This window comes from Mesorhizobium sp. LNHC221B00 (assembly GCF_000502935.1).
GTDB classification, from domain to species: domain Bacteria; phylum Pseudomonadota; class Alphaproteobacteria; order Rhizobiales; family Rhizobiaceae; genus Mesorhizobium; species Mesorhizobium opportunistum.
On the sequence record NZ_AYWR01000015.1, the window covers coordinates 116850 to 137615 of the forward strand.

10 protein-coding genes are annotated in these 20766 nt (G+C 65.5%); 3 read left to right on the forward strand and 7 right to left on the reverse strand.

The features are described 5' to 3' along the window. Positions 1 to 42: 42 nt before the first annotated feature. From X741_RS146840 to X741_RS146830, 3 genes are read left to right on the forward strand one after another with little or no spacing between them, the layout of a single operon-like run. Positions 43 to 876 (forward strand): branched-chain amino acid ABC transporter permease, encoded by an 834-nt coding sequence (locus tag X741_RS146840; RefSeq protein ID WP_023779039.1) that lies wholly within the window; start codon positions 43 to 45, stop codon positions 874 to 876. Beyond that, positions 863 to 2641 carry an ATP-binding cassette domain-containing protein gene (locus X741_RS146835; protein WP_156937919.1) on the forward strand — a complete coding sequence of 593 codons (1779 nt, stop codon included), beginning with the start codon at positions 863 to 865 and terminating at the stop codon, positions 2639 to 2641. The genes X741_RS146840 and X741_RS146835 overlap by 14 nt, the downstream gene beginning before the upstream one ends. Then, complete coding sequence (locus tag X741_RS146830; RefSeq protein WP_023779041.1) at positions 2634 to 3356, forward strand: ABC transporter ATP-binding protein; 723 nt, start codon at positions 2634 to 2636, stop codon at positions 3354 to 3356. Before X741_RS146835 ends, X741_RS146830 begins: the two co-directional genes overlap by 8 nt. 482 nt (positions 3357 to 3838) lie before the next feature. Here X741_RS146830 and X741_RS146825 read toward each other — a convergent pair whose 3' ends face one another. The 7 genes from X741_RS146825 to X741_RS1000000170485 all read right to left on the reverse strand — a co-directional run bounded on the left by X741_RS146825 (position 3839) and on the right by X741_RS1000000170485 (position 20684). Next, complete coding sequence (locus tag X741_RS146825; RefSeq protein WP_245272750.1) at positions 3839 to 5467, reverse strand: SEL1-like repeat protein; 1629 nt, start codon at positions 5465 to 5467, stop codon at positions 3839 to 3841. Positions 5468 to 5617: 150 nt separating this feature from the next. Then, positions 5618 to 7024 carry an HlyD family type I secretion periplasmic adaptor subunit gene (locus tag X741_RS146820; protein ID WP_023779043.1) on the reverse strand — a complete coding sequence of 469 codons (1407 nt, stop codon included), beginning with the start codon at positions 7022 to 7024 and terminating at the stop codon, positions 5618 to 5620. Between the two features lie 32 nt (positions 7025 to 7056). Beyond that, a complete protein-coding gene (locus X741_RS146815) occupies positions 7057 to 9348 on the reverse strand; it encodes a peptidase domain-containing ABC transporter (protein ID WP_023779044.1) in 2292 nt (763 codons plus the stop codon). Positions 9349 to 9569: 221 nt separating this feature from the next. Further along, on the reverse strand, positions 9570 to 12893 hold the full coding sequence (locus X741_RS1000000170465; RefSeq protein WP_198023985.1) for a hypothetical protein: 3324 nt from the start codon (positions 12891 to 12893) through the stop codon (positions 9570 to 9572). A gap of 284 nt (positions 12894 to 13177) precedes the next feature. Further along, positions 13178 to 15163, reverse strand: a complete 1986-nt coding sequence (locus X741_RS1000000168815) for a DUF4347 domain-containing protein (RefSeq protein WP_198023987.1) — start codon at positions 15161 to 15163, stop codon at positions 13178 to 13180. After that, positions 15160 to 16266: a DUF4347 domain-containing protein gene (locus X741_RS146810; RefSeq protein WP_084018762.1), complete on the reverse strand. Its 1107-nt coding sequence runs from the start codon at positions 16264 to 16266 to the stop codon at positions 15160 to 15162. Before X741_RS146810 ends, X741_RS1000000168815 begins: the two co-directional genes overlap by 4 nt. 2534 nt (positions 16267 to 18800) lie before the next feature. Further along, positions 18801 to 20684, reverse strand: coding sequence for a DUF4347 domain-containing protein (locus X741_RS1000000170485; RefSeq protein WP_198023990.1), 1884 nt, complete (start codon positions 20682 to 20684; stop codon positions 18801 to 18803). Positions 20685 to 20766: the final 82 nt, after the last annotated feature.

A 20766-nucleotide genomic window follows, 5' to 3' on the forward strand; every position in this document is an offset into this window, starting at 1 on the left:
GCGGCCGTGTGCCGCCCCGTTCCACACCATCGGGGACCTGCCATGACGCTTCTCCTGGACATGGTGACGACGGCGGCGATCCTGTTCATCGTCGCTGCCGGCCTGCTTGCGATCTTCGGCGTGCTGAAGATCATCAATTTCGCCCATGGCGCCTGGCTGACCATCGGCGCTTACTGCGCGGTGGCGACGGCCGGCCTCGGGCTCAATCCCTGGGCAGCGCTGCCGATTGCCTTTTCCGTCGGCGCAATCCTTGGCGGCATCACCGAACTGGCAATCGTGCGGCCACTCTATCGCCGGCCGCTCGACGCCATCCTGGCGACCTGGGGGCTGGGCATCGTCATCGGCCAGCTGATCACGCTGTGGTTCGGGCGCGACGTGCAGTTCACTCCCAATCTTCTGTCGGGCACGGTCGATGTGTTCGGCATAGGCTATTCGCTCTACCGGCTGTTTGCCATAGCCGCCGCTCTGGTCATCGGGCTTGCCTTCACCTTCCTGCTCGAAAGCACGCGGCTCGGCCTGTCGGCACAGGCGGTGATCATGAACGAGATGCTGGCGCGCGCGCTCGGCATCGACACCGCACGCGTGCGTCTGGTTACCTTCATGGTCGGCACCGGGCTCGCAGCACTCGCCGGCGTGCTTCTGACGCCGCTGACCAGCGTCGATCCGAACATGGGCGTCGCCTGGCTGATCGGCTCGTTCATGCTGGTCATGGTTGCCGGCTCGTCTTTCTCGACGCTGGCCATCGCCTGCCTCGTTTTCGGTGGCGTCCAGGTTCTGGTCAGCACCTTCGTCAGCCCCATTCTTGGCGGCATCACGGTGGCGGTCCTGTGCGCCCTGGTGCTGCGCATCAGCCCGAAGGGATTTGCCCGTGCCTGAGAGCCGTTCCATCCCGCCGAGGGCCTGGCTGTTTGCAGCGCTCGCGCTTGCGACGGCGGTCGTCGTCATCATCGGCCCTGCGCTGTTCGACCGCTTTACGCTCAACGTGCTGACGCGCTCGATGATCTACGCCATGCTGGCGGTGACCGTCGACATCCTGTGGGGCTACACCGGGGTGCTGACCTTCGGCCAGGCGGCGTTCTTCGGCACCGGCGCCTATGCCAGCGCCATGGTGCTCAGCCATCTCGGCTCGACGCCCGCCTTTCTGGCATTGGCGTTTGTCCTGGCGATCCTCGTGCCGGTGCTGCTCGGCGCCTTCGTCGGCTGGCTGTCGTTCGGCCATGGCTCGACGCCGCTCTATGCGACGGTGATCTCGCTGGTTGTGCCGATCGTTGTGACGCAGCTGGTGTTTTCGGGTGGCGTGTGGACTGGATCGAGCAGCGGGCTGGTCGGCTATTCCGGCCTGCCGCTTGGCCTGCCGGGATATTTCAGGTTTGCCGGCATCTGCCTGATTGTCACCACTGTCGTCGCCCTGGTCTTCACCCGCTCCGACGCCGGCAAGCTGCTCATCGCCATTCGCGACAATGAAGCGCGCTGCGCCTATCTCGGCCTCGATCCGCAACGGCTGAAGATCGTGCTGACAACGATCCTCGCCGGCGTCGCCGGCATTGCCGGCTTCGTCTATGCCAATGCGTCGGGTGTGGTGGCGCCGGAAAATACCGGCTTCGTCTTCGGCACCGAAATCGTCATCTGGACCGCCCTTGGCGGCCGCGGCACCATCATCGGGCCAGTCATGGGCGCGATCGGCATCGACTATCTAAGCGCCCAGCTTTCGGGCGACTTGCCCTTCCTGTGGAACCTGGTCGTCGGCGCTCTTTTCGTGGTCATGATCATCCTGTTGCCGAACGGGCTGGCGCAATTGTTGGCAATGCTGATGCCACGCCGCAATGCCGCGCAGACCAACCAAGCCGGCAGCCCGGCCATCGCCGTCGAGACGGCCGGGAACCGCAGCGCCGAGGGCGACCGCGTGCTCTCCGTCAGCGGCCTCGGCAAAGCCTTCGGCAGCCTGCAGGTGCTGCAAGGTATCGACCTCGACGTTCGCTCGGGCGAACTGGTCAGCCTTGTTGGCCCCAATGGCGCGGGCAAGACGACACTGATGCGATGTCTCAGCGATGGCAGTGAGGCCACAACCGGAAGCGTCAATATCGCAGGCCGCAACATCAGCGGCATGACACCGGATAAAATCGTGGCGCTTGGCGTCGGCCGCAAGTTCCAGGTGGCGAGCGTTTTCGATAGCCTGACCGTAGCCGACTGCCTGCGCATGGCACGCGCCTCGCGCCAGGCGCCGAGCCTGCTCCGCCGCTCCGCCACGCTTGGATTGCCGGCCGCCGCCACCGATATCTTGCGTTCCACCGGCCTCGACCAGATGCTTAGCCAACGGGTGTCGCTGTTGTCGCATGGGCAGAAGCAGAGTCTCGAGCTCGCCATGGTCGTTGCGCTCGAGCCAAAACTCATCCTGCTCGACGAGCCGACGGCCGGGCTCACCAAGGTCGAGCGCACCACCATCGGTGCGACGCTGCAGAAGCTGACCGGCGACCTTGGCTTCGCCGCCATCCTGGTCGAGCACGATCTCGATTTCGTCCGCGACATCTCGACCAGGATCGTCGTTCTCCACCAGGGCAAGCTGGTGCTCGACGGTAGCGTCGACGACGTCGTCAATTCCGAAATGGTCAGGACGATCTACTCGGGAGCCGCCCATGCTTGAGGAAGCCAAAACCACCGTGCCGAAACTAGCGCTGTCGAACATTACGAGCGGCTATGGGCCAGTTGCCATTATCGAGGCGCTGTCGCTCTCTATCGCGCCCGGACAGATTTTTGCGCTGATGGGCAAGAACGGGATGGGCAAGACCACGGTGCTCAAAACCATTCTCGGTTTCGTGGCATTGCGTTCAGGCGACATCCGCCTTGACGGTACGTCGATGTCAGGCCTCTCTCAGGCCTCGCTGATCTCATCCGGTGTCGGCTATGCCCCTCAGGAGCAGGCCCTGTTCCAGGATCTCAGCGTGCGCGACAACCTGCGGCTCGCTCTGCGGTCGGATCGCGGCTTTGCGCAAGCGGTGGAGCGGGTCTATGGGCATTTTCCGTTCCTCAGGGACCGCCTGTCGCAACGAGCCGGAACCCTATCCGGCGGCGAGCAGAAGATGCTTATTCTGGGCCGCGCTCTGATGTTGCGGCCAAAGCTGCTGCTGATCGACGAGATTTCCGAAGGCCTGCAGCCGTCGGTCGTCGAACGCATCGCCGCTGTACTCAAGGAAGAGCGCCGGGCCAACGGCACGACGATCCTGATCGTCGAGCAAAACCTGCCCTTCGCGCTGGGCATCGCCGACAGTTGGGCTGTGCTGAAGCTTGGTCGGATCGATGATGCCGGCGAGGTTGCGGAGGGAACGGCGGGCCGAGTTCTTCAGCACCTGAAGATCTAAGACGTACGCATCTGGCCTGGATACTCCGAACCCATTCAGCCCCTGGACTGCGGTGCGGTGCATTCCGCCTCCGTTGCAACCGAGTCCACGGAAGCCCACCATAAATCAACAATATCAATGCGATGCGCGGAGGTTCGCCAGTCTTGACTTGGCTGACCAAGTCCAAAAATTCCGCTAAGTCATTGATAAACAACGATAATGGTGGGCCCGGAGGGCGTGTTGAGAGCGTTGATTTTATTGAGTTTTTCGTGGGTCAAAATCAGAAATCTTCCCGTATCGTTCCGCATAGTTCCGCAGCCGCCAATCGCGTGAATTGCCGTGGCTTGGTCAAACCCGATCGGCCTGCGCTACGACACCCCGCGGCAGCGCGTTGAGACCGGGCGCTGATGAACGTCGGCTGGATGTCCGAAGCATCAACGCGGCGCGGCCGCGCAGTTGCGAGGCAGGCACGTGACGCAGCCATTCTAGCAACTCGACCAATTTCAATCCGAAGCGAACTCGGCGAGTTCGTCGGCAGCTTCCTGGACACCGTGCGCGGCAGCTCGCTCGAGCCAAAGGCGACCGGTCACCAGATTGTGCTCGCCGGCGAGACCCTTGGAGAGAAAGCGCCCGAGCATGAGTTGGGCTTGGCCATGCCCACGCTCGGCGGCGGCGGCGAACCATTTCTGCGCCGCCGTCTGGTCGACCGGCAGGCCCTGGCCGGCCGCGTACAGCGCGCCAAGCGCAAACATCGCCCCTGCGTGACCGTCGTCGGCCGCCCGCTCGAACAACTGCATGGCGGTCTCTGGCGAACGTGCGCCCCCGCGCCCATTGAGCAGCATCTCGGCAAGCGACACCTGCGCGTCGAGCACGCCGGCATTGGCCGCCCGCGCAAACCAGACGCGTGCCCGCGATGGGTCGGCCGCCACCCCGCGCCCATCCTGGAGGAAGCGGGCATACATATATTGCGCCTCGGGTACGCCTTCGGCCGCGCGCCTCAACCATTGCGCCGCTTGCCCCTCGTCCTGGCGGACACCAACGCCCTTGGCGAAGCAGAGCCCAAGATTGAATGCCGCGATTAGATCGCCCGATGTTGCGGCCGCCTCGAACCATCCGGCAACGCTTGCACGGTCGTCCGGCTCGCCGGCTCCTCCGAGGATGAGATTGGCGAGGTCGATCTGTGCTTCCTGATTGCCGCCATCCGCGGAAGCCCGCAGCCAGCGTGTCCCCTCTTCGATGTCCTCGGCCACGCCGTTCCCCGTCAGGTAGAGAGACGCCAAAGCGCGGGCGGCGGCTTGGTGACCCGCTTCGGCCGCCCGCCGATACCAGGTTGCGGCCTCCGCATAAACCGGCGGCTGCGTTTTCGCAAAACGATCGCCGAGAAGGTAGGCTGCCTCGATGTTGCCGGCCAAGGCGGCACGCCGCATCCAGGCCTCCCCGGCCGCGGGATCGCGGTCGACGAGCCCACCCTCGATCAGTGCTAGCCCCAACCGGAACTGGGCGGAGGGAAGGCCTTTCTCCGCGGCAGCCTGATACAATTGGGCGGCTGCAGTCATGTCGCGTACCACGCCGAGCCCGTGCTCGGTGAGGACCGCGAGAAGATAGGTTGCGGTTGGTAGGCCGGCGTCGGCCGCGCGTCTTACCTCGTCCGCAATCCTGATCCGGTCTTCGCGTTTGCCACGCCGGGCCAGCGACAGGGCAAGGCCCAGACACCCTTCGGCGCAGCCGGCCAAAGCCGACTTCTCGTACCAGTGGTGCGCCGCATCCGCATCGCGCATCGGTTTTGGACCGCTGGTAAGGATGTAACCGAGGATCGCCTGCCCTGTTGCCGAGCCAGCCTCGGCCGCTTTTGTGGCAAAGTCGCGCGCTGCCGCGAAGTCCGGCTCGCTCGGGGAATCTCGTTCGAACAAGCGATCCGATCCAGGGCCTCTGCCATCAGCTTCCGCCGGCGCTAGCCCAGTCACGTAGAGTGCGGCGAGGAGCGCCTGCGCATCGGCGCTCCCGTGGTTGGCTCCCCTCCGCAGCCAGCGCGCGCCCTCCATGCGGCTCGGCGGTACGCCCGAACCTTCGAGATAGCAACGCGCGACGCGAAACTCGGCGTCGGCGATCCCGGCACGCGCGGCGATCGCCATGAGCGGAAAGGCTTCAGCGGGTCTGCCGCTGTCAGAGAGATGGATCGCCCGGCGCAAGGCAGCTCTCGGGTTGGCGAGACCAGTCAGCCGGTCCAGAATTATCATCGATCCAAGCCTAGATTACTCCGTTTGTCGCCTATTGCGCTGGGCCTAAGGCTCCCGCATTGCTTCCTGGCCGAGCGGCAGCATCACGCCGAGAATGTACTTGAGCACCGTGCGCCGGCCGACCTTGACGTCGGCAGTCACTGGCATGCCGGGGCTGACGGTGAAACCGGCGGGCACGCCGTGGAGGGCGACCTGGTCGATGGAGATGCGCGTGCGATAGAACGGCTCGGCGTCCGAGGGCAGCATGGCCAAGGAACTGTTTGGATCTCGCGCTTGCTCCTGCGCCGAAAAGGCATCGGGGCTGAGCGTCCGCACGGTGCCGTGGGCGAGGCCGTATTGCGAATAGGGGAAGGTGTCGAACTTGATCACCACGGGGTCGCCGACGTGCACGAAGCCGCTGCTCCTGCCGATAATGTTTGTCTCGATCTCGAGCGGCGCGTTGGCCGGCACCAGCGTGATCAAGCGCTCGCCTGACTGCAAGACCGAGCCGACCGAGACCTTCGCCACGGACTGGACGATTGCGTCTGCTTCGCTCCTCAGCTCCACCAGCTGCTTGCGAAGCTTTGCCTTGTTGAGGAGTTCGCGGGCATCGGACATCCGTGAACTCGCCTCCGACAGGCCCTGTGAGACTTCCGCTCGCCAGCCTTGAATATAGCCGTCACGCTCCGCGGCCACTCCTGCCTGCTGGCGCTTGGCGGCTTCCGCGGTCTGTTCGGCGTTGCCGAGAGCTCGCGACATTTCCGCCGAATTGTCCTCGGCGAGAAGAGTATTGAGGCGGCTCCCGACCTCTCTTGCTTCCAGCTGCTTGCGCATTTGTTCGATTGAGGCCGCGACCGAGAGCCGCTGCCGGTAGCCGACGGCATCCGATTGAGCACGCGAGATCACCGAGCTGAGTTCATCACGCTGGCGGTCGAAATTCTCCAGCTTTGCGTCATAGACCGCCTTGCGGCGCTCGAAGATCGACGCCTGCAGGGTCCAGCTTGGTTCGAGACCGTCATAGTTGAAGGCCTGGCCGTCGGCCTCCGCCCTCAACCGTGCCACTTCGGCTTCCAGCGTCGAAACCTGCATCGCCAGCGACGCGAGGTCGGCTGAGGCAAAGGTCGCATCGAGGCGAGCAAGCAATTGACCAGCCTGCACATGCTGCCCTTCGCGCACCTCGATCGAGCGAATGATCGCTGTCTCCAGCGGCTGCACGACGATGTTGGGCGACTGTGAGACCACGAGCCCTCTGGTCGTCACGACCTGATCGACCGGTATCAGCCCTGCCAGGGCAACCAAGGCGATGACCAGGCTCGAAATGACCCAGACGATTCCGCGCGCCGCACGCGGAATGGGCGCATTTGCGACAGCCGTCGACGGCCACTGGAATTCGAGTATGGCCGGGGTCGTCGGATCGTCCGCTTGCGTGCGATGCCAGCGAGCCGGGCGGGTGGTGAGCGAGGTGCTACTCATGGGCTACCAATCTCTGGCGAAGCGCGACATCGTCAAACCAATCGCGGCAGTACGGCGACCGGGCGGCCTTGGTGGCCGTCGAGGTGCCGGTTCTGCTGTGCCCACAACTGGCGATAGAGCGCGCATCGTTCGAGCAAGATTGCGTGCGGTGCGACGTCGAGAACCTTGCCCTGCTCCATGACCAGGATCTGGTCGCACTCTGTCAGCGAGGAGAGCCGATGCGAAACGATGATCATTGTGCGCCCACTGGCGATACGCATCAGGTTGGCGCTGACGATCGCCTCGCTTTCCGGGTCGAGCGCGCTGGTCGCTTCGTCAAGGATGAGGATGGTCGGATCGTGGATCAGGGCACGCGCGATCGCCAGCCGCTGCTTTTGACCGCCCGACAAATTGGGCGACCCTTCCTCGATGTAGGTGTCGTAGCCATTTGGCATCCGTTCGATGAATTCCTGGGCGCCGGCGAGGTGCGCGGCACGCATGGCGTCGGAAAGCGTCAGGCCTGGACGCCCGGCGATGATGTTGTCGCGGATCGACCCGCGGAACAGGAAATTGTCCTGGAGGACCACGCCGAGCCCCTGGCGAAGATGGCGCAGGTTGATTTCCTTGAGGTCGACGCCGTCGAGCTTGAGGAAACCGCTATAGTCGCGGTTGATACCCTGCAGCAGGCGGGCAATGGTCGATTTTCCCGACCCACTGCGCCCGACAATGCCGAACATGGTCCCTGCCGGGATGTCGAAGCTGACTCGATCGAGCGCCGGCGTCTTGGTGCCGATGTAGCTGAACGTCAGATCGCTGAACTTGACCTCGCCGACGAGCTTTGGCCTGAGGCCGATGGAGTTCGAGCTGGTCTCCAGGGGCCGGTTGAGGACCGAGGCCGCTTCGCCGATCGCTGCACCGACCTCCTCGTAGTCTTCGACCAGCCGCGCCAAGCCAACCAGCGGCTGCGCCACGCGCTGGGAGATCATCATGAAGGCGAACAGGCTGCCGACCATGTAGCCTGAACGGTCGTTCATCGCCAGATAGGCGCCGATAAGCATGGTGCCCAGCACCATCAGCCGTTCGATCGGCGTGACCAGGGTCTGCGGCCAGTTGGCGAGCTGCCCAAAGGCGAGACGCGCTTTTCCCGCTTCCGCCACCCGTTCGTCCCAGAGCGCCTTGCGCTGCGGCTCGAGGCCGAGTGCCTTCACAGTTTTGATGCCGACGACAGTCTCGCCGATCGCCGCCGACTTCCAGGTCTCAGCCTCGACCACCCGCTGGAACCTTCGACGCAGCGGTTTGAGGAAGGCGAGGATGATCAGCAGGATGACGACCGCGCAGGCCACCACGATCCAGGCGAGCGTGGAGTTGATGTAGAACATTACCGGCAACAGCACGCAAAGCGTGATCAGATCCAGGAACGTGCTCAGCAGTTTTCCGGTCAGGAACTCGCGGATGCGGTAGACCTGTGCGAGATGGTACATCGTCTCGCCGGCAGGATGACGCTCGAAATAGTCGAGAGGCAGGCGCAGCAGCCGGCTGAAGACGTGCAATTGCAGCTTGGTGTCCAGACGAGCGCCGACGACGTTAATGATCAGCCGCCGCGCGTGGCCGAGCAACGTCTCGTAGGCGAAGACCACGGCGATGATCGCCGACAACAGCACAAGCGTCGAGACGCTGTTGAACTGCAGCACCTTGTTGACCAGCGTCATAACGATGAGCGGCGGCAAGATGGTAAGGACACTCAGCGTGAAGGAGGCGATGGCGATGTCGCGCAATGGCCGACTTTCCAGCCGCACCAATTGGGCGAGCCAGTGAAGGGTGAAGGGCGCATCCGCCGCCACCTGGGACCGTGTCGCGCGCAGCATCACCGCGTCGCCCGTCCACACCTGCGACAGCCGCAGTTCGTCGACGGCGATGGCTTCGCCGTCCTCGGGCGCGTCGGCGCTCTTCAGGAAGACGATATTGCGCTCGGCGCTCGCGCCGGTAAGGAGACCCGCGCCGCCATCGCTGAACAACAGGACGACCGGTCCGGTGTCCTGGAAGTGCAAAAGATGGGACCAGCGGATGCGGACGGCGCGTGACCACATGCCGGCGTTCTGCGCCCACTCCGAGAGATCGGCGGCGGCTGGAACAGCGGTCGCTGACCTGAATTCGTTGGGGTCGAGTTCGACGCCGTGATAGCGAGCGGCCTGCAATACTGCCTTGAGGCGCGGCCCGACCTGGTCGAGCTCGGCGGGACCGCCGGGAACCCGCGCCGTGTTCTGGCCGCCCGCCTGGTCCGCCATGGCCTCGACGGCGCGGATCGAGACCGGCTGGTTTTCGGCGTTTGCGGGGACGTTCACCATGGACTTCTCATCCGGTACGCAGGGCGAAGATTCAAGAGTGCCCGGGTCCCGGCGTTTCCGCCGAGGTTTCCGGCAACGCCGCATTGTACTCCGAACTGATCGGCCGCGCGACTCTCATGCCACTCTCTGTTTCGAGATGATGAACGCGCGGACCCGCTCTTGAGCGAAGCCCGCGCGTTTTTCAAATTTGGACCAGTCTCCGTCCCTGGTCCATTCAATGCTCACTCATGCGGCTTCAAGAGATCCTTCAGGGTCGTCTTGACACTGTGGTTGTTGCTGACGGAGCCGGCGCCAGGCTTTGTCTGGTCCGAGGTGAGATCCGTGCTCGCCCCCGACGACTTGTCCTGGTTCTGACCATATCCGCTGATCGTCTTGAGGACGTTAAGCAGGTCTGTCGACACCGATGTGGCCGCCAGGCCGATCAGGTTGCGGAACGACGCATGGCTGCCGTGATCACCGTTGCCGTGAGCAGAGCCCAACTGCAGGAAGTTCGCAGTGTCCTTGAGGCCCAGCGAGTCGGACGTGACCGTGGTGGTCTTCTGGGTTGTCGTCGTCAGGGTGGTGGTCGACGCGACGTTCGAGTCATGGTGACCGTTTGAGGGTCCAGTCGGACCGGTTGCGCCGGTAGCACCCGTCGCGCCCTTCGGTCCGGTGTCGCCCTTCGGTCCGGTCGAACCGGTAGCGCCAGTTGCGCCGGTCGAGCCCGTCGCACCCTTCGGTCCNCCGGTGGCGCCCGTCGCGCCCTTCGGTCCGGTGTCGCCCTTCGGTCCGGTCGAACCGGTAGCGCCAGTTGCGCCGGTCGAGCCCGTCGCACCCTTCGGTCCAGTATCGCCCTTCGGTCCGGTGGCACCGGTGGCGCCGGTTGCACCAGTGGCACCCGTGGCGCCCTTGGGTCCGGTGTCGCCCTTCGGCCCGGTCGAGCCGGTTGAGCCCGTTGCACCAGTGGCACCCGTCGCACCCTTGGGTCCAGTGTCGCCCTTCGGTCCGGTCGCTCCGGTCGAACCAGTTGCGCCAGTAGCACCTGTCGCGCCCTTTGGCCCTGTGTCGCCTTTCGGCCCGGTCGAGCCGGTCGAACCCGTGGCACCAGTAGAGCCGGTCGAGCCTGTGGCACCGGTGGAGCCCGTTGCTCCGGTGCCGCCGGTTGAGCCCGTGGCACCGGTTGCGCCGGTCGCACCTGTCGCTCCAGTTGCCCCGGTATGGCCGGTCGCACCGGTCGAGCCAGTGGCGCCGGTTGCTCCATTTGCCCCGGTATCGCCAGTCGCACCGGTCGAACCAGTAGCGCCCGTATTACCCGTCGCACCAGTCGAACCCGTGGCACCAGTAGAGCCGGTGGCACCTGTGGCGCCGGTTGCGCCTGTGGCACCAGTTGGGCCGGCTGCTCCAGTCGAACCCGTTGCGCCAGTGTCGCCGGTCGCTCCAGTCGAACCAGTCGCTCCGGTCGCGCCTGTGGCACCGGTTGCTCCGGTATCGCCGGTCGCGCCAGTCGAGCCTGTCGCACCCGTGTCGCCGGTCGCGCCTGTGGATCCCGTTGCTCCAGTGTCACCGGTCGCGCCGGTAGAACCAGTTGCTCCGGTGTCGCCAGTTGCGCCAGTCGAACCCGTTGCGCCGGTATCACCGGTCGCGCCTGTGGCTCCCGTTGCGCCGGTATCGCCGGTTGCTCCGGTCGAACCGGTGGCGCCGGTATCACCGGTCGCGCCTGTAGCTCCCGTGGCTCCGGTATCGCCGGTAGAACCCGTGGCACCCGTGTCGCCGGTCGCACCTGTGTCCCCGGTAGCGCCCGTCGAACCAGTCGCTCCGATATCACCGGTGGCGCCGGTCGAGCCAGTTGCACCGGTATCGCCGGTCGCTCCAGTCGAACCCGTTGCTCCAGTATCACCGGTCGCACCGGTAGAACCAGTTGCTCCGGTGTCGCCAGTTGCACCCGTCGCACCTGTGGCTCCCGTTGCTCCGGTCGAGCCTGTGGCACCAGTATCGCCAGTTGCACCTGTGGCTCCCGTTGCGCCGGTATCGCCGGTTGCTCCAGTCGATCCCGTGGCACCGGTGTCGCCGGTCGCACCTGTGGCGCCGGTATCGCCGGTCGCACCGGTTGAACCCGTAGCACCCGTGTCGCCAGTCGCCCCCGTGGAACCCGTTGCACCAGTATCGCCGGTTGCTCCAGTCGAGCCCGTGGCACCGGTGTCGCCGGTTGCGCCTGTGGCTCCCGTTGCTCCGGTATCGCCGGTCGCACCGGTTGAACCCGTAGCACCCGTGTCGCCAGTCGCCCCTGTGGAACCCGTTGCACCAGTATCGCCGGTTGCTCCAGTCGAGCCCGTGGCACCGGTGTCGCCGGTTGCGCCCGTTGCGCCGGTATCGCCGGTCGCACCTGTGGCTCCCGTTGCACCAGTATTGCCGGTTGCTCCAGTCGAGCCTGTGGCACCTGTATCGCCGGTCGCACCTGTGGCTCCCGTTGCGCCGGTATCGCCGGTTGCTCCAGTCGAACCCGTGGCTCCGGTATCGCCGGTCGCGCCTGTGGCTCCCGTTGCTCCGGTATCGCCGGTCGCTCCAGTCGAGCCCGTGGCACCGGTGTCGCCAGTCGCCCCTGTGGAACCAGTTGCACCCGTATCACCGGTTGCGCCTGTGGCTCCCGTGGCACCGGTATCGCCGGTCGCGCCAGTCGAACCCGTTGCACCAGTATCGCCGGTTGCGCCGGTGTCGCCGGTCGCTCCAGTCGAACCGGTATCACCGGTCGCGCCTGTGGCTCCCGCTGCTCCGGTATCGCCAGTTGCTCCGGTCGAGCCTGTGGCACCCGTGTCGCCGGTTGCGCCTGTGTCTCCGGTAGCGCCCGTCGAACCAGTCGCTCCGGTATCACCGGTGGCGCCGGTCGAGCCTGTGGCTCCAGTCGCACCGGTATCGCCAGTGGCGCCGGTCGAACCCGTTGCACCCGTATCGCCGGTTGCGCCTGTGGCTCCCGTTGCGCCAGTGTCACCGGTTGCTCCGGTCGAGCCTGTGGCACCGGTGTCGCCGGTTGCGCCTGTGGCACCCGTTGCTCCGGTATCGCCGGTCGCGCCTGTGGCTCCCGTTGCGCCGGTATCACCTGTGGCACCAGTCGAGCCTGTGGCGCCGGTATCACCGGTCGCTCCAGTCGAACCCGTTGCGCCGGTATCACCGGTCGCACCTGTGGCTCCAGTCGCACCAGTTGCTCCAGTCGAGCCTGTCGCGCCGGTATCGCCCGTTGCACCAGTCGAACCTGTTGCGCCGGTATCACCGGTCGCACCTGTGGCNGAGCCTGTCGCGCCGGTATCGCCCGTTGCACCAGTCGAACCTGTTGCGCCGGTATCACCGGTCGCACCTGTGGCTCCCGTTGCACCAGTATCGCCGGTTGCTCCAGTCGAGCCTGTGGCACCTGTATCACCGGTCGCACCTGTGGCTCCAGTCGCACCAGTATCGCCAGTTGCTCCAGTCGAGCCTGTCGCGCCGGTATCGCCCGTTGCACCAGTCGAACCTGTTGCGCCGGTATCACCGGTCGCACCTGTGGCNGCCTGTCGCGCCGGTATCGCCCGTTGCACCAGTCGAACCTGTTGCGCCGGTATCACCGGTCGCACCTGTGGCGCCGGTTGCTCCGGTTGAACCTGTGGCGCCCGTATCGCCGGTCGCGCCAGTCGAACCCGTGGCACCAGTATCGCCGGTCGCACCTGTGGCGCCGGTTGAACCTGTGGCGCCCGTATCGCCGGTTGCGCCGGTTGAACCCGTGGCACCCGTATCGCCAGTCGCGCCCGTCGAACCCGTTGCGCCAGTGTCGCCGGTCGCACCTGTGGCTCCGGTAGCGCCCGTCGAACCAGTCGCTCCGGTATCACCGGTGGCGCCAGTCGAGCCTGTTGCGCCGGTATCGCCCGTTGCACCAGTAGAGCCCGTGGCACCGGTGTNTATCACCGGTGGCGCCAGTCGAGCCTGTTGCGCCGGTATCGCCCGTTGCACCAGTAGAGCCCGTGGCACCGGTGTCACCGGTCGCACCTGTAGCGCCGGTTGAACCTGTGGCGCCCGTATCGCCGGTCGCGCCAGTCGAACCCGTTGCGCCAGTGTCGCCGGTCGCGCCGGTTGAACCCGTAGCACCCGTGTCGCCGGTCGCACCTGTGGCTCCGGTAGCGCCCGTCGAACCAGTGGCTCCGGTATCACCGGTGGCGCCAGTCGAGCCTGTTGCGCCGGTATCGCCCGTTGCACCAGTAGAGCCCGTGGCACCGGTATCACCGGTCGCGCCTGTGGCTCCGGTAGCGCCCGTCGAACCAGTCGCTCCGGTATCACCGGTGGCGCCAGTCGAGCCTGTTGCGCCGGTATCGCCCGTTGCACCAGTAGAGCCCGTGGCACCGGTATCACCGGTCGCGCCTGTGGCTCCAGTTGCGCCGGTGTCGCCGGTCGCACCTGTAGCTCCGGTTGCTCCAGTAGATCCCGTTGCGCCGGTATCGCCAGTCGCGCCAGTCGAACCCGTGGCACCCGTATCACCGGTCGCGCCCGTGGCTCCTGTTGCGCCGGTCGCGCCAGTGGCGCCCGTTGAACCCGTTGCTCCGGTATCGCCAGTCGCACCTGTGGCGCCGGTCGCGCCTGTGGCACCGGTCGCGCCTGTGGCACCGGTCGCGCCTGTCGTACCTGTGGCACCGGTGGCGCCCGTTGAACCCGTCGCGCCTGTCGAACCAGTCGCACCGGTCGATCCCGTGGCCCCGGTCGCACCTGTGGCGCCCGTTGAACCAGTGGTGCCCGTTGCACCCGTGGCACCGGTCGCGCCTGTCGTACCTGTGGCACCGGTCGCGCCGGTGGCGCCCGTTGCGCCGGTTGAACCCGTCGCGCCTGTCGAACCAGTCGCACCGGTCGATCCCGTGGCCCCGCTCGCACCTGTGGCGCCCGTTGAACCAGTGGTGCCCGTCGCACCCGTAGCCCCAGTCGAACCCGCGGCACCGGTCGCGCCCGTGGCCCCGGTGGCATTGGCGGCGAGCATACTGGTGGTTATTGTTCCAGCTTGTTCACTATTGACGGTCCATATTCCTGCGTTACTGCCGCTGCCATGGGTTGCATCGTAGACGCTAATGTCAAAAGTGCCGGCTGCCGGGTTTCCGACGGAGGCGTCACCTACGTCATAACTGCCCGTATTAGAAAGAAATACCGGGATGGTGTAATTGCCGGCCGCATTACCTGCGGGGACTTCAAAGCTGCCCACAACAGTCTGCACACCGGCGCTATTTGTAATTACGACAAAGTAATCACCTGCTGCTGTGTTGGCTGGCCAGGAACCATAGAGGTACCATATTCCGGCGCTCGTGACGTTTATCGTTGCAGCCAACACTCCCGCATAGCCGGCGATGCCTGCGGCCGTCAGCGGTGGCTTTACCATTGCGCGACCTGGCTGCGCCTCCAATTCCCATTTCCCGCCGAGCGTCGCGGCACCGACGAGGTCCGTTGCCGCTGCGACAGGCGCGCCCGTCGCTCGCGACAGCGCATCTACGAACGCCCGCCCGCGGTCGCCTTCGCCCGTGCTGCAGCCCCACAGCAGCAGATCGCCGTCAGGCCCCAGGGCATCACCGATCGCCGCGAGATCATCCCAGTGTCGGTCGATGTTGTCGGGCGAGAGTGCGCCGTTGCTGAAGTTGAGTTCGCCCGAGCGGCCGTGGACGACAATGTGGATCGCATCGAGGCCCGTTCGGCCGTGCACGGCGCGCGCGATCTCTTCCGAAGCGGGCATTGCGCCGCTCAGAAGAACCGGCAGGACGCCGGGCCTGAGCCCTGCAATGAGCGCGGGAACGTCGGCGACAGACGGATCGATGAAGACAATTTCGCAAGTGTTTTTCATCTTACTATCCCCCGGCCAGTCTGGTTGGGGGTAGCGTCGCCTGTGTTGTTCAGGGTTGCTGTTATCGCCGGATTGAAATCGCCGACCGACCATGACCCGGCATTGTTGCCCGTCGAACGCCAGCTGCCATTGTGGACAGCGATAGTGTTTGGCCCCGGAGCGCTCGGACCCACAACATAGCTCCCCGCAGGGAGAGCTTCAGAGATCGCAAAAGTACCTCCAAAATTTGCCGGTACGATGAATTGTCCGATGACATTCAGCGTGCCGCCATCGTTCAGGACGATGAAGTACGTACCGGCCGCAGTGCCTGCGGGCCATCCGCCGAAAATGGTGAGCCGTTCGCCTTGGCCTGTCGACGTCAATGGCACTGCCAGCACTGCCGCGTAGCTCATCACACCCACCTCCGTCAGCGGCGGCCGCGCTGCGGCGTCCCCCGTCCGCACATTCAGTTTCCAGTCGCCGCCGAGCGCCTGCGACCCGACGACATCGTTCGCCGCCGCAACCGGCGCTCCGGCCGAGTGCGACAGCACATCGATAAGATCGATGCCGGCCGCACCTGCGCCGGCGTTGCAGCTCCACAGAAGCAGCTCGCCGGAGCCGCCCAGCGCGTGGCCGATCGTGGCGAGATCGACCTGATCGTCCTCCAGCGTCTCAAGCGACCATTCACCAGCCGCGAAACTCACCCGCCCGGGCGCGCCGTGCGCGATGACATGCACCGCGTCGAGGCCGCCGCGGCCTTCGAGCGCCCGCGCCATCTGGCGCGCGGCCGGGCGTTCGGTGTCGAGCACGATCGCCTCGACCCCAGGCCTCAAGTTTCGCAGGATCGTGTCGAGATCGGATACCGAGGGATCGACGAAAAGGAGTTCGGAAGCGCGGACCGGGGGCGCAGAGGTCCGTACATTCGGATGATCAGTTGTTGCGGCCGGATGCGGATGAATCTGGCGCCCATCGAACCGGGGCACAACGCCCCCACGGGGCACACGCGACAATACTTGATTCACAACCACCCACTCCCCTTCACCCGTGCCGCCGACGTCTCGACGGCAAACTCGCGAGTGAACTCCGGAATGGGAAACGTCTGCCTTCCACCGAAAGACAGACATAGACGCAGTGCCTCACGGCGCGCCCGACAGACGCACCTTCTTCATCCGCGAAATTGCCTTGCTAACCCAGACCCCTGCCCAACTCGCCTGTACAGATCTTCGGCCACCCGGCCGTGCGATCCGCAGGCACCCTCCATACCCATACATTAGTAAATTAGAAAATTAGCGATTTGTAAACTATTAAATGGGGAATTGGTAAATTCCCAAGAACAAGATTAGCCGACTTGCTCAATATGGAAGGCTCGAAGCCGCGCAAATTCTTTTGAAAATCGCAGGCTTGGCGGCTTCATTTCTGTCCCGGCCGATCTGCGAATAGTCGTCATCGCCAAGCCAACCCGCTGCCCTTGCCGACGGGTGGCCGGCTGATGGGCAAGGTAAAGCGCGGTCTCACGCAAGACGATGCCATGCGATCCGATGGAAGGAACGCGGGCCCCGCTTTCCAGCGAGGCCCGCGCGTTTTTCAAATCTGGACCAGTCTCCGTCCCTGGTCCCATTCAATGCTCACTCATGCGGCTTCAAGAGATCCTTCAGGGTCGTCTTGACGCTGTGGTCGTTGCTAGCGGAGCCGACGCCGGGCTTTGTCTGGTCCGAGGTGAGATCCGTGCTCGCCCCCGACGGCTTGTTCTGGTTCTGACCAAATCCGCTAATCGTCTTGAGGACGTTAAGCAGGTCTGTCGACACCGATGCGGCCGCCAGGCCGATCAGGTTGCGGAACGACGTATGATCACCGCCGCCGTCGGTCGAGCCCGACTTCAGGAATTGCGTCGTGTCCTTGAGGTCGAGTGAGCTGGCCGTGACATTGGCTTTGTGACCAGGGCCGTTTTCGCCATTGTTATTGTTCCCGGAACCACCAGGTGCATCCTGATCTCCATTGCCAAAGCCGTTATTGCCATGCTCATGGTCACCGGTCCCACCACCCGAGCCGGTCGAACCTGTCGGGCCTGTTGGACCAGCCGAGCCTGTTGCGCCAGTCGAGCCAGTTGCTCCAGTCGAGCCGGTTGCTCCGGTCGAACCGGTTGCACCAGTCGAACCGGTGGCGCCAGTCGAACCAGTCGCGCCAGTCGAGCCGGTTGCTCCGGTCGAGCCAGTTGCACCTGTCGAACCGGTTGCTCCGGTCGAGCCTGTCGCACCGGTCGAGCCGGTTGCTCCGGTCGAGCCCGTTGCACCGGTAGAGCCGGTGGCGCCTGTCGAGCCGGTCGCGCCGGTCGAGCCGGTTGCTCCGGTCGAGCCGGTCGAACCAGTCGCGCCAGTCGAACCAGTCGCGCCAGTCGAGCCGGTTGCTCCGGTGGAGCCAGTCGCACCGGTCGAACCAGTCGCTCCAGTCGAGCCGGTTGCTCCAGTCGAGCCAGTTGCTCCAGTCGAACCGGTGGCGCCGGTCGAACCTGTGGCGCCGGTCGAACCGGTTGCACCAGTCGAGCCGGTTGCTCCGGTCGAACCGGTTGCACCAGTCGAACCGGTGGCGCCAGTCGAACCAGTCGCNGTCGAGCCGGTTGCTCCGGTCGAACCGGTTGCACCAGTCGAACCGGTGGCGCCAGTCGAACCAGTCGCTCCGGTCGAGCCGGTCGCGCCGGTCGAGCCGGTTGCTCCGGTCGGGCCGGTTGCTCCGGTCGAACCAGTAGCTCCAGTCGAGCCGGTTGCTCCGGTGGGGCCAGTCGCACCGGTCGAACCAGTCGCTCCAGTCGAGCCGGTTGCTCCAGTCGAACCAGTCGCGCCGGTTGCTCCGGTAGAGCCAGTCGCACCGGTCGAACCAGTCGCGCCAGTCGAGCCGGTTGCTCCGGTCGAGCCAGTTGCTCCAGTCGAACCGGTGGCGCCGGTCGAACCTGTGGCGCCGGTCGAGCCAGTTGCTCCCGTCGAGCCAGTTGCTCCGGTCGAACCGGTGGCGCCGGTCGAGCCGGTTGCTCCCGTCGAGCCGGTTGCTCCGGTCGAGCCAGTTGCTCCAGTCGAGCCGGTCGCTCCGGTCGAACCGGTTGCACCAGTCGAGCCGGTTGCTCCGGTCGAACCGGTCGCTCCGGTCGAGCCTGTCGCACCAGTCGAGCCGGTTGCTCCGGTGGAGCCAGTCGCTCCGGTAGAGCCAGTCGCACCAGTCGCTCCGGTCGAGCCAGTTGCTCCGGTCGAACCGGTGGCGCCGGTCGAGCCTGTTGCACCAGTCGAACCTGTAGCTCCGGTCGAACCAGTCGCTCCGGTATCACCCGTGGCACCAGTTGAGCCCGTTGCACCAGTCGAACCGGTCGCTCCGGTCGAGCCTGTCGCACCGGTCGAGCCAGTTGCACCCGTCGAACCAGTTGCTCCGGTATCACCCGTGGCGCCAGTCGAGCCGGTCGCACCTGTGGCTCCGGTTGCTCCGGTCGAGCCAGTTGCTCCAGTNTCCGGTATCACCCGTGGCGCCAGTCGAGCCGGTCGCACCTGTGGCTCCGGTTGCTCCGGTCGAGCCAGTCGCTCCAGTATCGCCGGTTGCGCCGGTCGAACCGGTGGCGCCAGTTGCACCTGTGGCTCCCGTCGAACCCGTGGCACCGGTAGAGCCAGTCGCTCCGGCATCACCCGTGGCGCCAGTCGAGCCGGTCGCACCTGTGGCTCCGGTTGCTCCGGTCGAGCCAGTTGCTCCAGNCGGCATCACCCGTGGCGCCAGTCGAGCCGGTCGCACCTGTGGCTCCGGTTGCTCCGGTCGAGCCAGTTGCTCCAGTATCGCCTGTTGCGCCGGTCGAACCGGTGGCGCCAGTTGAACCTGTGGCTCCCGTCGAACCCGTGGCACCGGTCGCGCCAGTCGCTCCGGTATCACCCGTGGCGCCGGTCGAGCCGGTCGCACCTGTGGCTCCGGTTGCTCCGGTCGAGCCAGTTGCTCCAGTATCGCCGGTTGCGCCGGTCGAACCGGTTGCGCCAGTTGCACCTGTGGCACCGGTCGCGCCAGTCGCTCCGGTATCACCCGTGGCGCCGGTCGAGCCGGTCGCACCTGAGGCTCCGGTTGCTCCGGTCGAGCCAGTTGCTCCGGTATCACCTGTTGCACCGGTAGAACCGGTGGCACCAGTCGCACCCGAGGCTCCGGTGTCGCCCGTCGCGCCAGTGGCGCCGGTAGAACCCGTGGCGCCGGTTGCGCCAGTCGCTCCCGTCGAGCCGCTCGCACCCGTAGAGCCGGTGGCTCCGGTCGAGCCGCTTGCGCCAGTCGAACCCGTCGCACCTGTGGCGCCAGTCGAACCCGTCGCACCCGTGGCGCCAGTCGAACCCGTCGCACCTGTGGCGCCGGTCGCACCTGTGGCACCCGTGGCGCCGGTCGCACCTGTGGCACCCGTGGCGCCGGTCGCACCTGTGGCACCCGTGGCGCCGGTCGCACCTGTGGCACCCGTGGCGCCGGTCGCACCTGTGGCACCCGTGGCGCCGGTCGCACCCGATGAGCCGCTCGCGCCAGTAGAGCCTGTGGCTCCTGTCGCTCCTGTCGCTCCTGTCGCGCCGGTCGCACCCGTCGCACCCGCGCCAGTCGCACCCGTGGCTCCGGTCGGGCCCGCTGGGCCCGTCGCTCCCGGGGCGCCAGCACTGGCGAGGGTTATCAGGCCACCTAGAAAGTGATCGCCATCGTTGCCCGGGGCGCCCGCGTTGTTGATGGGCGTGGTAGCAAAGCTATAACCCGGTTGGTCGCCCCCCACGTTGGGATCAGCGTCGGCGACATAAGTAAGTGTACCGTATAGGCGGAAGCCCGAGTCATAGATGAGATAGGTATCTCCAACCACAGGAACTGTTACTGTTACCGAGAATTTCGGAGCCATACCATTGGCTGCGGATGGCAACTGAAAGCTGCCTACAACCGTATCGTCTGTCGTAGGTATTAGCGTACCATTTGTATCAATCAAATAGTACGTGTTGATATTGTTACTTGATCCAGTATCTACAGTACCGGTAAGTGTCAGATCGCCTGCTTCAAGTACCCCGGTGTAACTTGCCACACCATCCGGGGTCAGTGGCGGCAGGGGCGCCGACGCGCTCGCGCTTGTGGACAGTTCCCAGGCGCCGCCCAGGGCGGCTGCGCCAACCAGCGACCTCGATGCGCGGACGTCCGCGCCGACCGCCTCTTCCAGCGCCGCGACGAACGTCTCGCCAGCATGCCCCGATGCCGTTTCGCAGCTCCACAGCCGCAGCTCGCCGTCCGCGGCAAGCGCCCGGCCGATCGCGGCAAGATCCTCGGCCTCTTCCTTCAATGTGGCTGATGACCACTCCCCTGCGGTGAAGCTGACCCGGCCAGGTGCGCCGTGTGCGATGACGTGCACAGCATCGAGGCCTCGGTGCCCCGCGAGCGCGGCAACGATCTGTTGCGCAGCCGGCCGGCGGCCGTCGAGCACGACAGGCTGGACTTGCGGTCGCAATTTGCCGAGAACCGTCTCGAGGTCGGAGATTGAAGGATCCACAAAGAGAATTTCAGAGGCACGGGCCATGACTGGCTCCTGTTGGCTTCGAATTCGGTTCCAAGGGGAAACCGCCCACCGGCTTGGCCGGCGAGCGGTCGGGAGAAAGAGC